The organism is Paenibacillus cellulositrophicus, from assembly GCF_009363095.1.
In the GTDB taxonomy this organism is placed as follows: Bacteria; Bacillota; Bacilli; order Paenibacillales; family Paenibacillaceae; genus Paenibacillus_AQ; species Paenibacillus_AQ favisporus.
In genome coordinates, this window is record NZ_CP045295.1 from 6016594 (window position 1) to 6030693 (window position 14100).

Annotated in this window: 12 protein-coding genes; all 12 read left to right on the forward strand. The window is 55.9% G+C overall.

What is annotated here, in order from left to right; genetic code table 11:
- Positions 1-48: 48 nt before the first annotated feature.
- The 12 genes from GCU45_RS27385 (at position 49) to GCU45_RS27440 (ending at position 13897) form a co-directional block, all read left to right on the forward strand.
- The gene (locus tag GCU45_RS27385) at positions 49-1149 is read left to right on the forward strand and encodes an amidohydrolase/deacetylase family metallohydrolase (protein WP_152402029.1); all 1101 of its coding nucleotides are present in this window, start codon (positions 49-51) and stop codon (positions 1147-1149) included.
- Entirely contained in the window at positions 1127-2230 is a 1104-nt protein-coding gene (locus GCU45_RS27390) for a DgaE family pyridoxal phosphate-dependent ammonia lyase (RefSeq protein ID WP_152402031.1), read from the forward strand. Before GCU45_RS27385 ends, GCU45_RS27390 begins: the two co-directional genes overlap by 23 nt.
- Before the next feature lies 1 nt (position 2231).
- Positions 2232-2987 (forward strand): 2-dehydro-3-deoxy-phosphogluconate aldolase, encoded by a 756-nt coding sequence (gene dagF / locus GCU45_RS27395; RefSeq protein WP_152402033.1) that lies wholly within the window; start codon positions 2232-2234, stop codon positions 2985-2987.
- Positions 2980-3996 (forward strand): sugar kinase, encoded by a 1017-nt coding sequence (locus GCU45_RS27400; protein ID WP_152402035.1) that lies wholly within the window; start codon positions 2980-2982, stop codon positions 3994-3996. Before dagF ends, GCU45_RS27400 begins: the two co-directional genes overlap by 8 nt.
- A 10-nt stretch (positions 3997-4006) precedes the next feature.
- Positions 4007-4720: a GntR family transcriptional regulator gene (locus tag GCU45_RS27405; protein WP_076168559.1), complete on the forward strand. Its 714-nt coding sequence runs from the start codon at positions 4007-4009 to the stop codon at positions 4718-4720.
- Positions 4721-4904: 184 nt separating this feature from the next.
- Positions 4905-5942 carry a LacI family DNA-binding transcriptional regulator gene (locus GCU45_RS27410; protein WP_152402037.1) on the forward strand — a complete coding sequence of 346 codons (1038 nt, stop codon included), beginning with the start codon at positions 4905-4907 and terminating at the stop codon, positions 5940-5942.
- A gap of 568 nt (positions 5943-6510) precedes the next feature.
- Positions 6511-7470 (forward strand): ABC transporter permease, encoded by a 960-nt coding sequence (locus tag GCU45_RS27415; RefSeq protein ID WP_076168555.1) that lies wholly within the window; start codon positions 6511-6513, stop codon positions 7468-7470.
- Between the two features lie 14 nt (positions 7471-7484).
- A complete protein-coding gene (locus tag GCU45_RS27420; protein ID WP_152402039.1) occupies positions 7485-8369 on the forward strand; it encodes a carbohydrate ABC transporter permease in 885 nt (294 codons plus the stop codon).
- A gap of 61 nt (positions 8370-8430) precedes the next feature.
- The gene (locus GCU45_RS27425) at positions 8431-10059 is read left to right on the forward strand and encodes an extracellular solute-binding protein (protein ID WP_152402041.1); all 1629 of its coding nucleotides are present in this window, start codon (positions 8431-8433) and stop codon (positions 10057-10059) included.
- Positions 10060-10129: 70 nt separating this feature from the next.
- A complete protein-coding gene (locus GCU45_RS27430; protein WP_152402043.1) occupies positions 10130-11410 on the forward strand; it encodes a Gfo/Idh/MocA family protein in 1281 nt (426 codons plus the stop codon).
- 299 nt (positions 11411-11709) lie between these two features.
- Positions 11710-12903, forward strand: coding sequence for a glycine C-acetyltransferase (locus GCU45_RS27435; RefSeq protein WP_105443752.1), 1194 nt, complete (start codon positions 11710-11712; stop codon positions 12901-12903).
- Positions 12904-12937: 34 nt separating this feature from the next.
- Entirely contained in the window at positions 12938-13897 is a 960-nt protein-coding gene (locus tag GCU45_RS27440) for an L-threonine 3-dehydrogenase (protein WP_145156660.1), read from the forward strand.
- The last annotated feature ends 203 nt before the right edge of the window (positions 13898-14100 follow it).

A 14100-nucleotide genomic window follows, 5' to 3' on the forward strand; every position in this document is an offset into this window, starting at 1 on the left:
ATGCTATCTTAAACATTATAACGTTATAATAAAAAGACAGGTGATGACATGGAGCAAACTACCGTACTCCGCCAAGTGAAGCTTGTGAGTGGAGAAGAAATCGACATCGTCATAACCAAGGGCGTCATCACCGGCATAATGGCTGCCGGCGAGGGAAAAGGCGACGCCGTATGGGACGGCCGGGGCACTTACGTGTCGAGCGGCTGGATCGATATGCACGTCCACGCCTTTCCCGAATTTGACCCTTACGGCGATGACATTGACGAAATCGGCGTCAAGCAGGGCGTCACGACGATCGTCGACGCGGGAAGCTGCGGGGCCGACCGGATTGCCGATCTGGCCGCCAGCGGGCGTGCAGCCAAGACGAATCTGCTCGCCTTCTTGAACATTTCACGGATCGGCTTGCAACGGGTGGATGAGCTGTCCCGGCTGGAATGGATTGACCGCGGCGAAGCAATCGAGGCGGTGCAGGCGTATCCGGAGCTGATCGTCGGGCTGAAGGCGCGCATCAGCCGGAGCGTCGTGAAGGAGAGCGGGCTCGAGCCGCTGCGCCTTGCCCGGGGCTTGTCGGCCGATACCGGCCTGCCGCTGATGGTGCATATCGGCTCGGCGCCGCCGGATATCCGGGACGTGATCCCCCTTCTGGAGAAGGGCGACATCATCACCCACTATTTAAACGGCAAGAGCAACAATCTGTTTGACGCAGATGGCCGTCCGCTGAACGTGCTCACCGATGCCGTGCGGCGCGGCGTCCATCTGGACGTGGGGCATGGGACGGCAAGCTTTTCCTTCCGGGTGGCTGAAGACGCAAAACGGCACGGCATTCATCCGGATACGATCAGCACGGATATTTACCGGGGTAACCGGCTGAACGGTCCCGTGTACAGCTTGGCAAATGTACTTTCCAAGTTCCTCAGCCTGGGGTATTCTCTAGAGGAAACGATCAGCAGAGTCACGGTTCGTGCGGCGCAGTGGCTTGGCAGACCCGAGCTCGGGCGGATACAGGTCGGGGATGCGGCGAATTTGAGCCTCTTTACGGTGAGCGGCGAATCCGCGCAGCTTGTAGATTCCGAGGGTGTGCACAGAACGGCCGAGCAAGTCATTACTACCAAAGGAGTGGTCATTCATGGGGAATTCATTGTTTTCTAAGTATGGGCTCAAGCGGGTCATCAATGCCAGCGGACGGATGAGCATTCTCGGCGTGTCCGCGCCGACGGACACGGTCATGGAAGCGATGAAGCAGGGCGGGCAGAGCTATGTGGAAATCGCCGACCTGGTGGATAAGGCGGGCGGTCACATTGCCGGAGTTCTCGGCTCGGAGGCGGCGGTCATCGTCAACTCGGCATCCAGCGGCATCGCCTTATCGGTGGCCGGTATCGTTACGCAGGGAAACCGCCGCCGGAGCGAACAGCTGCATAAAGAGCCGATCGCGAAAAACGAAATTATCATTCTTAAAGGTCATAACGTGCAGTACGGCGCTCCGGTGGAAACGATGGTCTACCTCGGCGGCGGCAAGCTGGTCGAGGTCGGATATGCCAATGAGGGACGCGTGGAACATATCGAAGACGCGGTCACGGACAAGACGGCTGCCATCTTGTACGTAAAATCGCATCATGCCGTACAAAAAAACATGATCTCTGTTGAAGAAGCGTGGGAAGCCGCCAAGCGGGCAGGCGTCCCGCTGATTGTCGACGCTGCGGCGGAAGAAGACCTCCAGAAGTACGTGAAGTGCTCGGATCTGGCTATTTACAGCGGCTCCAAGGCGATCGAGGGACCGACCTCCGGCATTGTGGCGGGTAAACGGGAATATATCGAGTGGGTGAAGGTCCAGCTGCACGGTATCGGACGAAGCATGAAGGTTGGCAAGGAAACGTCGTTCGGCCTGCTGCAGGCGCTGGACGAATATATGGTCAAAGTCGATCGGAGCGAGGAGGAGAAGGCATCGCTGCAGGCGCTGATGCCGCTGAACGACATTCCCGGGGTCCGGGTAACGATCGTGCAGGATGAGGCCGGCCGGGCCATTTACCGGGCGCGGGTGCAGATCGATCCGCAGCAGGCGGGAACGACCGCCAAGGATGTGAACGACGGCTTGAGGCAGGGCGCCATTGCGATATATACCCGGGATTACGGCGTAAGACAGGGGTATTTTGACATCGATCCAAGGCCGTTGATGGGCGATGACATGACGGTGATTGAATCGCGAATCCGTGAATTGACAGGAGGAAAATAAAATGTCCCACATAGAGAAAAGATGGTATAAGGGCCGCGTCGCTCTGAACGTGCTGGCGAAGGATATCGCGAACGCCAAGGAGATTTTTGAAGCGGCCGAAGGCCATGTGCTTGTCGGCGTCCTGTCGAAGGACTACGCCAGCGTGGAAGAAGCTGTGGCGGCGATGAAGCAGTACGGCGAGGCGATCGACGAGGCGGTGTCGATCGGGCTTGGGGCCGGGGACAACCGCCAGGCTGCGGTCGTGGCAGAGATCGCCAAGCATTATCCCGGCAGCCACATCAATCAGGTTTTCCCGGCGGTCGGCGCGACCCGGGCGAACCTCGGAGCGAAGAACAGCTGGATCAACAGCCTTGTATCGCCATGCGGCCGGCCGGGCTATGTTAACATTTCGACCGGCCCATTCAGCGCGGCGCAGTCCGAGCCCGCCATCATTCCCGTAGCGGCGGCGATCGCGCTGGTGCGCGATATGGGCGGGAATGCGCTCAAGTATTTCCCGATGCAGGGGCTTTCGCGCGAGGATGAGTACCGTGAAGTCGTGAAGGCATGCGCCGCGGAAGGCTTTGCCCTGGAGCCGACCGGCGGCATCGACATGGACAATTTCGAAGCCATTCTCCGCATCGCGCTGGAAGGCGGCGTGCCGCAGGTCATTCCGCATGTGTATTCTTCCATCATCGACAAAGATACAGGCAATACCAACATCATGCACGTGCGGACGCTGACCGGAATCATGAAGAAGCTGGCGGACGATTATGCCTAAGCGCATCGCGGCTTTCGGAGAAGTGATGATGCGCCTGACGGTTCCGGGAGTTGAACTGCTGTCCCAGTCCGGGACGCTGCATTACACGTTCTCCGGCACCGGAGTCAACGTGGCTTCCGCGCTGTCACGCATGGGCCACGAAGGCATGCTCGTGACCCGCCTGCCGGACAATCCGTTGGGCGATGCGGCGGCAGCCTATCTCCGCAAGCTCGGCATCGACCTCTCCTTTGCCGGCCGCGGCGGAAAGTACCTCGGGATGTACTTTCTCGAGAACGGCTTCGGCGTCCGCCCGAGCCGGGTCACGTATACGAACCGGCTGGAGAGCAGCTTTAACACCGCTCCGGTGGGAACGTACGATTTCGCCGATATTGCGGGCAAGGTGGACGCCGTTCACTTCTGCGGGATCGCCCTGGCTATGAACGACGGGGTGCGTGCACATATGAAGGCGCTCGCCCAGGTGGTGAAGCAGCAGGGCGGCACGGTCATATTTGACTGCAACTACCGTCCTTCCCTGTGGGGGGAAGACGGATATGACCGGGCACGACCGCATTACGAGGAGATGCTCCGCCTGGCGGACGTCGTCCTGATGAACGAGCGGGACGCCATGCTGACGCTTGGCTTCCGTACGGAGAATGAAACCCGCCGGGAGCAGCTGGAAGAGCTGATCCCCCAGGCCGCGCGGACGTTCGGCATCCGCACGGTCGCCGGGACCCACCGCTTCGTGAACGGCGACAATTCCCATTCGCTGCAAGGATTTATGTTCACCAGCGGACAATTTGCGTATTCGGACCTGCTGACGTTCGCCGTCTATGATAGAATAGGGGCAGGAGATGCTTTTGCCAGCGGAATCATCCATGGCGAGCTGGAAGGCCTGCCGCCGGAGACGACGGTGCGTTATGCGGCGGCCGCCGGCATGCTGGCCCATACGGTGGCGGGCGATACGCCGATGTCCACCGCGCAGGACATTCTCAAGGTGATGACGGCATCCGCAGGTGACGTAGAAAGGTAGTGGAGCTGCTGTGAGCTTATCCCGCAAAGATAGGCCGTTGTACATACAAATCAAGCATATTTTGAAGGAACGGATTTTGCACGGCGTGTACCCCAAAGGCGAAAATATCCCTTCGGAGCCGCAGCTGGAGAAGGAATTTGCGGTCAGCAAAATTACGATCCGGGCCGCCGTTTCGGAGCTGGTCAGCGAGGGCTTTCTGGAGAAGGGCAGCGGCCGGGGAACGAAGGTGATCCGCAATACATCGGTATCCAAGCTGGCCAAGTGGAAGCATTTCACGGAAGTGCTGGTGGAGGAAGGGCATCAGATCCGGAAGCTGTGGCTTCAGGTCAAGCGCGTGACCAACGACGAATCGTCGGAAGCTTGGCGGCTGCTGGGAGAGACCAGTTTACTGTTGGAACGGGTGTATTTCCTGGATGACCGGCCGTACATTTATTACACGCATTATGTGACCCCGGATGCCGGCGAGGTGGATATGGACGACCTGAACGCCATGTCCCTGTATGAATGGCTCGAAGGGCGAGATATTCCCCTCGGCAATCTGCGGGATGAGTTTACGGTGGCCGTCCCTCCGGAACATGTGCAGAAGACGCTCGGCCTGGACGGGGGTACCCCGGTCCTCAAAAGGCTGCGTTACTCCTATGACGAGCTGGGCCAGGTGATCGAATACAGCATCGGTTACTATCATACCGGCCTTCAAAATTATGTGGTCACCTACGACAGATAGCGGCAGTGCGGGCTGTTCTCGAAGCGGATTCATCCGTTTTTCGGAACAGCTTTTTTGCATTTGGTTCATTTTTGGGGGAGCCACCGCCGCGTAGAATTTTGACGCCACGCAATCGCAGGTTTATGATATGATCAATTTACGGTTGTAAAATTTGGAGCCAAAATTTGCAGAGGAGGGACTTGGATTGGCGAAGCTAAAAGATATTGCCGAACGGGTGGGCGTGTCCATTTCCACCGTCTCCCGGGCGATCAGCAATGACACCAGCCGGCCGGTCAGCGAGGAAACGAAGCAGAAGATCCGGGAAGCGGCCCAAGAGCTGGGGTACAAATGGCACGGATCGCCGAAAGGCGCGCCGCAGCAGGTTGTCGAGACCAAGCGGATCGCCTGTATCGTTCCCCAGCATCTGATGGACGATCATCCGTATTTCTCCAAGGTGCTGGCCGGCTTCCATGAGAAGATGGAAGAGATGGGACAGCCGCCGGCGATGGTCCGCACATCGGAGGAAGTGTCGGATGCCGAGAGGCTGAAGCAGATGCTGAGGGAAACCGGGGCGGAGGGCGTCGTGGCCATCAGCTGGTATGACGAGGAGCTGTTCGGGCTGATTCAGAAGGAAGGGATTGCCATCCTGGGCGTGAGCCTGAACGACGATAGACTGTCGGTGCCTGTCGTGGACTGCGACCGGATCTTCTCCTCACGGGCGGCCGTGCGCCACTTGATCGAACAGGGACATACGCGGATCGGATTTGTTGGTGGTCCTGCCTATTCCAGGCAGATGGAGAGCGAGGAGCGTTTTGTCGGGTATAAATTCGCCATGCTGGAGGAGGGGCTTGCCCTGCGCCAGGACTGGCTGATCAATACGGACTGGAACGTGGACCGCAGCTACAGCGGGGTGAGCGATTTGCTGAGCCGGCTTCCGAAAGCGGAATGGCCGACGGCGATCTTCTGCGCCAGCGACATGCTGGCGATCCCGGCGATGCGGGCCGTTGTGGAGCATGAAGGCCGGATCCCGCAGGATATCGCTATCGTCGGCATGGACAATATTGATGTCGCCCAATATACAACGCCTCCGTTAACTTCAGTTTCGGTGCCCAAGCACGAAATCGGCCGGGTTGCCGCCAAATCGATTGTCGACTATTTGGACGGGCACTATCCGGCAGGGACCAAGATTTTGCTGTCCTGTTCATTGAGCGTCAGAGAGTCGTCCAGTTACAGCAGAAAATGACTTTATATGTTCGATAATGTTACATAATAATGACGCATTTTTGTGAGCAGCATCGGCTGGGAGCAGGTTCCGGCGGATGCTTTTTTGCATTTTTAAGCAAAATTTGAGCGGTTTTGAAACCAAAACAATCCAAAATAATGTTTGACATCCCCAAAAAGCTATATTATGATGAGGAAAAATTAAACAACGTTTGGATTGGTTTTCATCCTTTTGGAGTGATCGAAATCCAAACTTTCCGCGAACCATATGCTATATGATTGCGTTTTCATTTACTTTAAATAAAGGAATTATGAAAATGAGGTCATTCCTCCCTTTAACGATAACTCCCCGGGATATCCCGGTTTTGTCCTATAGATGATTGTTTATATCCAAAATTAATCCAAATTAAATCCGGATTTTTATCCAAAAATAATCCAAACCACTCCATTCCTGTAAGCGACACATCTCCAAACTCCGTTCCAATTGCTGTTATGTCATTTTATATTACATATAAACGGGTCGTTTGTTTGCGATCCCCAGTCATGACAGGGTTTGCGCTTATCCTATCCTTCATTCGAGGTGATGTCGTATGGCTGACATTCAAGTACAACCCGCCGTGCAGGCGGCAGCCGGCAAAAAACGCAAGGCGTTGAAGTGGAACCGGATCTACCGGAACTGGCAGCTCTATTTGCTGATTTCCCCGGTGATCGCTTATTACATCCTGTTCCAATACGTTCCGATGTACGGCATCCAAATCGCCTTCAAGGACTTTATTGCGACCAAAGGCATTTGGGGCAGCCCATGGGTCGGTTTTGACCACTTTGAGCGTTTCTTTCACAGCTACTTTTTCTGGCGGCTGATGAAAAATACGCTGGGCATCGGCCTGTACAGCCTGGCCGTCGGTTTTCCGATCCCGATCATCCTCGCTCTCCTGATGAACGAGGTAAGGGCCGAGAAATTCAAAAAATTCGTACAGACCGTTACCTACGCGCCGCATTTCCTGTCTACCGTCGTCGTCGTCGGCATGATGATGATTTTTCTGTCGCCGCGTTACGGGATGGTCAACCATGCCATTCAGCTGTTCGGGGGCCAGCCGATCAATTTCATGACCGAGCCCGCCTGGTTCAAATCGCTGTATGTGCTCTCCGACGTATGGCAGACGATGGGCTGGAGCTCGATCATTTATTTGGCCGCCCTGGCCGGGATTGACAACCAGCTGCATGAAGCGGCCCGCGTCGATGGCGCCACCCGGCTCCAGCGGATCTGGCACATCAACATCCCCGGCATTATGCCGACGATCGTCATCCTGCTCATTTTGAACATCGGCAGCATCATGGGCGTCGGGTTTGAGAAGGTGCTGCTGATGCAGAACAATCTGAATCTGGAGTCCTCCGACATCATCGCCACCTATGTGTACCGCAGCGGGATCCAGAACGCCGAATACAGCTTTTCCGCCGCGATCGGTTTGTTCAATTCCGTCATCAACTTCGTGCTGCTGGTCGTCGTGAATCAGATTTCCCGGCGCATCAGCGAGACAAGTCTATGGTAGGGGAGGCATGAGGCATGCTTATCGAATCCAAGGGAGACCGCATTTTTAACGTCATCAACTACGTCGTTCTGATCCTGGTTACGCTGGTGGTGCTGTATCCGCTCGTGTTTGTGCTCAGCGCTTCGTTCAGCGACCCGCAGACGGTGCTGCGCGGCGAAATGCTGCTGTGGCCCAAGGGCATTAATCTGAACTCATACGAGAAAATTTTTCAGAACAAAGACATCATCAGCGGTTTTACCAACACGCTTATTTACACGACGCTGGGGACAGCGATCAATCTCGTCATGACGATTTTGGCGGCCTATCCATTGTCCCGCCGAGACTTTGTGGGAAGAAACGGCATTATGGCGCTGCTGGTGTTCACGATGTTTTTCAGCGGCGGCCTGATCCCTACATACCTGCTGATCAAAAACCTCGGCATGCTGAACACCCTCTGGGTCATGATCATTCCGAACGCTGTCTCCATTTGGAATATCATCATTATGCGGACCTTCTTCCAGCAGTCCATCCCGCATGAGCTGCAGGAGGCGGCGACGATCGACGGCTGTTCCAACATTCAGATTCTGACGCGCATTATACTGCCGCTCTCGATGCCGATCATCGCGGTCACGATCTTGTTTTATGCGGTCGGCCATTGGAACGCGTTTTTTAGCGCGCTGCTCTACCTGACGGACAAGGACAAGTTCCCGCTGCAGCTGGTGCTCCGCGAAATTTTGATCCAGGGGCAGACGAACGACATGGTCAAAATGTCGACCGAATCGGCGATCAAGCAGCAGCGCGAGGTGGAAGGCATCAAATACGCTGTGCTGGTGGTGGCCAACATTCCGGTGCTTGTGCTGTACCCGTTCCTGCAGCGTTATTTTGTCAAAGGCGTCATGATCGGAGCCATCAAAGGATAATTCCTTGCATGGATAAATGATGGAATCGTGGTTGGAATCAGATCAAAGGGAGGAATCTTGGATGAAGCTGAAGCAATGGGGGAGTCTGCTGCTGACCTGCGTACTGACGGTATCGCTGGCGGCGGGCTGCAGCTCGGGGGACAAGGAAGGCGGCGCAGCCGCGGAATCGAAAGACGGGGGATCGGCCGGGGGACAGGTTAATGAGACCGGGATGCCGATCGTAACCGACAAGCTGACGGTGAACGCTTTTGCCGGCAAGTTTTTCGCCAATGCCGACTGGAACAACATCAAGCTGTGGCAGGAATACGAGAAAATGACCAACATTCACGTCCAGTGGGACACGGTCCAGAAGGATAATCTGGCGGAGAAGCGCAATCTGCTGCTGGCCGGCGGCGATTATCCGGAAATGTTCTACGCTTCCGCGTTTCCCCGGGCCGACTTGCTCAAATACGGCAAACAGGGCGCATTTCTTCCGCTGAACGACCTGATCGACAAATATGCGCCCAACTTTAAAGCGCTGATGGAGAAGTACCCGATCATCGAAAAAGGCATCACGATGCCGGACGGCAACATTTACGGCCTGCCGACGCTGTACGATCCGGAATTCAAGTCCGTGCTGTACGGAACGCCATGGGTGAAAAGCGAGTGGCTCACCAAGCTGGGCTTGAAGGAGCCGCAGACGCTGGATGAATTTTATAACATGCTGAAGGCGTTTAAGGAGAATGATCCGAACGGTAACGGACAGAAGGACGAAATCGCATGGGGCGCGGTCGGAGCGGCTGGCCTGGTCAATTACCTGCGCGGCTCGTTCGGCCTGAACAACCACGGAACGTCGAATATTTATGTCGATACGGATCCAGACAGCGGTAAAGTCCGCTTTATCCCGACCGATCCGCGTTACAAAGAGCTGCTTCAGTACGTCAACAAGCTCTACAAGGACGGCCTGCTGGAACAGGACATCATGTCGGTCAAGAGCACCGAAGTCGATGCAAAAGGGATGGAAGGGTTGATCGGGGTAGTGGATAACGTCGACCCGGTGGCGATTTACAACCAGAAGGGCTATGTCGGGCTGCCGGTGCTCAAGGGGCCGCATGGCGACCAAATGTTTAGCGCGACCGGATCGCCGCTCGGCAACATCGGGATGTTTGTACTGACCGATAAAGCGAAAAATCCGGAGGCGTTGATGCGCTGGATGGACTATTTTTACGGCGACGAAGGCATCAAGATGTTCTTCATGGGCTGGAAAGATGAGACCTATAAAGAAAACGCGGACGGCAGCGTGGATTACGTGGACGACATCAAAAACAACCCGAACGGCCTGAATCTGGACCAGGCGGTAGGGCAGTACCTGATTTGGCCAGGCGGTTATTATCCCGGCTTTGTCACCCAGAAATATTTCAAAGGAGCCGAAGGGCTGCCGACGTCCGTGGACAATGCCAAAAAAGCGGAGCCGCATGTCGTTCCGCAGGATCAAATCTGGCCGCCGTTCAACTTCACCGCCGAGGAGCAGGCCGACCTGACGGGCATCCAGACGGATATTACAACCTATGTCGACGAAATGCGCGACAAATTCATATCCGGCAACGCCTCCTTTGACGAGTGGGATGCGTACGTGTCCACGCTGCAAAAAATGGGCCTGGACCGCTACATCGCCATCTATCAGTCGGCGGCGGACCGTTATTCCAAATAATTGCAATGTATAGGTTGAACCCAGTTCAATTGTTCAACTTATATAGAGACTTCAAAGGAGCGAACAAGATATGACGCAACTGAAAGCGATTCTGATCGGCGCTGGCGCCCGCGGAGCCGGAGGTTATGCCCCATACGCGCTGGACTATCCGCATGAGCTGGAATTCGTGGCCGTGGCGGAGGCGGATCCGGTCCGGCGGCTCCGTTTTGCCGAGAAGCACGGCATTGAGCCGGAGCGGTGCTACGAATCCTGGGAGCTACTGCTCGCCGCAGAGCGGATGGCGGACATTGCCGTCATCTGCACGCAGGACCGGATGCATTACGTTCCCACCATGCAGGCATTGAGGCAAAAGTATCACGTCCTGCTGGAAAAGCCGATGTCTCCGGATCCCGGCGAATGTCTGGACATGGAGCAGGCGGCCAGGGACCATGACCGGCTGCTGACGATCTGCCATGTACTGCGGTACACGCCGTTCTGGAGCACGATCAAGCGGGTGATCGACAGCGGGGCGATCGGCGAAATCGCTTCGATCCAGCTGAACGAGAACGTGGGCTACTGGCATATCGCCCACAGCTTCGTCCGCGGCAACTGGAATCACTCGGACAAGGCCAGCCCGATGATTCTGGCCAAATCCTGCCACGACATGGATGTGCTGTCATGGCTTATGGATAAGCAATGCATGCGGGTGAGCTCGTACGGCTCGCTGATGCACTTCCATGAAGGCCGCGCGCCGGAAGGATCGGCGGACCGCTGCCTGGACTGCGCCGTCGAGCCGGACTGCCCGTATTCGGCGCCGAGGTTCTACCTCAGCGACCAATACAAAGGCTGGGCCGGACATTTCACGCCGGAGCTGACGAAGGCGAGCATCATCCAGGGCCTGCGCGAGACGGACTACGGCCGCTGCGTCTACCGCAGCGACAACAACGTCGTTGACCACCAGGTGGTCAACATGGAATTTGAAGGCGGAGCGACGGCGATGTTCAGCATGTGCGGCTTTACCTATGAGCAGGAGCGCCGGATTCAGATCATGGGCACGCGCGGCGAGCTCCGCGGCGAGGAAGGGAAGGTCACCGTCTTCGATTTTCTGACCCATCAGCAGACGGAAATTGCCATCCCGTCCCAGGCGAGCGGCCACGGCGGCGGGGACAGCGGCATCGTCCGCAGCTTCCTCAAGGAAGTCCGCGGCTACAACGGCCAGGAAAGCCTGACGTCGGCAAGCGCATCGGTGCGCAGCCATCTGATGGCGTTTGCGGCAGAGGAATCGCGGCTTCATCAAGGAAAATCGATCGATTTGAATGAATTTGCAAAAGCATGGACGACCAGGAAGCAAACGGCCGAGCAGCCGAAATAAGGCGATGAAGCAAACTGGCGGAAACAAGGCATCGCTGTCCTGGTTTCCATTGGACGGCAAGCCCAGAAAACAACTAAACTCCGATTGCCTCGGGTTTAGTTGTTTTTCATTTCCGCTGCTCATCAGCCCGGCAGGTGCTGTGCCCCGTAAAAAACCAAAATATTTTTGTCCTCAGTGGATGTACAAATTGAATAAAAGGTGATACATTAAAAATTAAATAAATCCTTTAATGACAAGGGATATAACGGATTTTAAATGTCTACCGTGAGAGGACATATGTATATTGAGGAGGGATTGATATGGCAAGTCAAGCATTGGACTTGTTTCTAAGCACGAACATTGAGGATCTGAAAGCCAAGGGATTGTATAACGTGATTGATACGGTGCAGGGACCAAACGGCCCGGTGATCCAAATTGACGGAAAGTCCTTGATTAACCTTTCCTCCAACAACTATCTGGGTCTCGCCACCGATTCCCGGCTGGTCGACGCGGCGGTGCAGGCAGCCAAGACGCACGGTGCGGGTGCCGGCGCCGTCAGAACGATCAACGGAACGCTGGATTTGCATAACCAGCTGGAGGAGAAGCTGGCCGGTTTCAAGCACACGGAAGCTGTCATTGTGTACCAATCGGGCTTTAACTGCAATATGGCCGCCATTTCTGCGGTGATGGACGCAAACGACGCCATTTTGTCTGATGAGCTGAATCACGCTTCCATTATCGACGGCTGCCGCCTGTCGAAGGCGAAAGTGATCCGCTACAAGCATTCTGACATGGAAGATCTGAGAAGCCAGGCGAAAGCAGCCAAGGAATCCGGCTTGTACAACAAAATTATGGTGATCACCGACGGCGTGTTCTCGATGGACGGCGATATCGCCAAGCTGCCGGAAATCGTAAAGATTGCCGAGGAATTCGACCTCATTACGTATGTTGACGATGCTCACGGCTCCGGCGTTTTGGGCGAAGGAGCGGGAACCGTCAAGCATTTCGGCCTGTCCGACCGGATCGATTTTCAAATCGGTACGTTGTCGAAGGCGATTGGCGTTGTAGGGGGCTATGTCGCCGGTTCGAAGCAGCTGATCGAGTGGCTGAAGCTGAGAAGCCGTCCGTTCCTGTTCTCGACCTCCCAGCCTCCGGCAGTCATTGCGGCCTGCATCGCGGCGGTGGACATTCTGATGAACGACAAGGAGCTCATCGACAAGCTGTGGGAGAACGGGCGTTTCCTGAAAGACGGTCTGCGCGCGCTCGGTTATGACATCGGGCACAGCGAAACGCCGATCACCCCTTGCATCATCGGGGACGAAGTGAAGACGCAGCAGTTCAGCAAGCGGCTGATTGAGGAAGGCGTCTATGCCAAATCGATCGTATTCCCTACGGTGCCGAAGGGAACGGGCCGGATTCGCAACATGCCGACAGCAGCTCATACGAAGGAAATGCTGGAGCAGGTCATCGGTGTATACGAAAAGGTCGGCAAAGAAATGAACCTGATCGGGTAAATTTTTTAGTGAATTTTCCAAGGAGGAATGACGCGTGAAAAGGATTCTGGTGACAGGGGCGCTTGGGCAAATCGGCTCCGAGCTGGTTGCCAAGCTGCGTGAAATATACGGCAACGACGCGGTCGTTGCGACAGATCTGCGTTCATCCGCCCACGAAATTACCCGGACGGGTCCTTTCGAGCTGCTGGACGTAACCAATGACAAGGCGATGCACGAAATTGCCAAGCGATATCAGGTCGATACGATTATTCATTTGGCGGCGCTGCTGTCGGCAACAGCCGAAGAGAAGCCGCTCCTGGCCTGGAATCTGAACATGGGTGGGCTGATGAATGCGCTGGAGGTGGCCAGAGAGCTGAAATGCCAGTTCTTTACGCCAAGCTCCATCGGGGCGTTCGGGCCGTCGACGCCGAAGGACAACACGCCGCAGGACACGATTCAGCGCCCCAACACGATGTACGGCGTGAATAAGGTGTCCGGTGAGCTGCTGTGCGATTACTATTTCCATAAATATGGGCTGGATACGCGAGGCCTCCGTTTTCCCGGGCTGATTTCCTATGTGACGCCACCCGGCGGAGGGACGACGGATTACGCGGTGGAGATTTATTATGCGGCCGTCACTCAAGGCAAGTACACGTCTTATATCGCCAAGGGCACCAACATGGATATGATGTACATGCCGGACGCCCTGACCGCCATCATTGATCTGATGGAAGCCGACTCGTCGCGGCTGACGCACCGCAATTCCTTTAACGTGACGGCCATGAGCGTAGATCCCGAAGCGATCGCCGCGGCGATCCGCAAAGAGATCCCCGGATTCACGCTGGACTACAATGTCGATCCGAAGCGGCAGGCGATTGCGGACAGCTGGCCGCACTCCATCGACGCTTCGGCGGCGAAGGCCGAATGGGGATTCCGGGCGCGTTACGACCTGGACGCGATGACGAAGGATATGCTGGGCCATCTTGGCGGGAGACAACTGCTCCGTAAAGCATGATTCAAGGGATACGAACATTTAATGAAGCTGGAAAGCTGTAACGGGAAAAAGCTGTACGCTCAAGGAAGGGATGCAATGGGATGCATGGACCTTGGGGGTGCGGCTTTTTTGGTTTTTTTGGCGGAAAAAAATAGGGATGATCTCCCTACCGCAGGCCGTTTTTTCGATATAATGGGAAAGAAAGCGTACAGGCGCAGCCAACA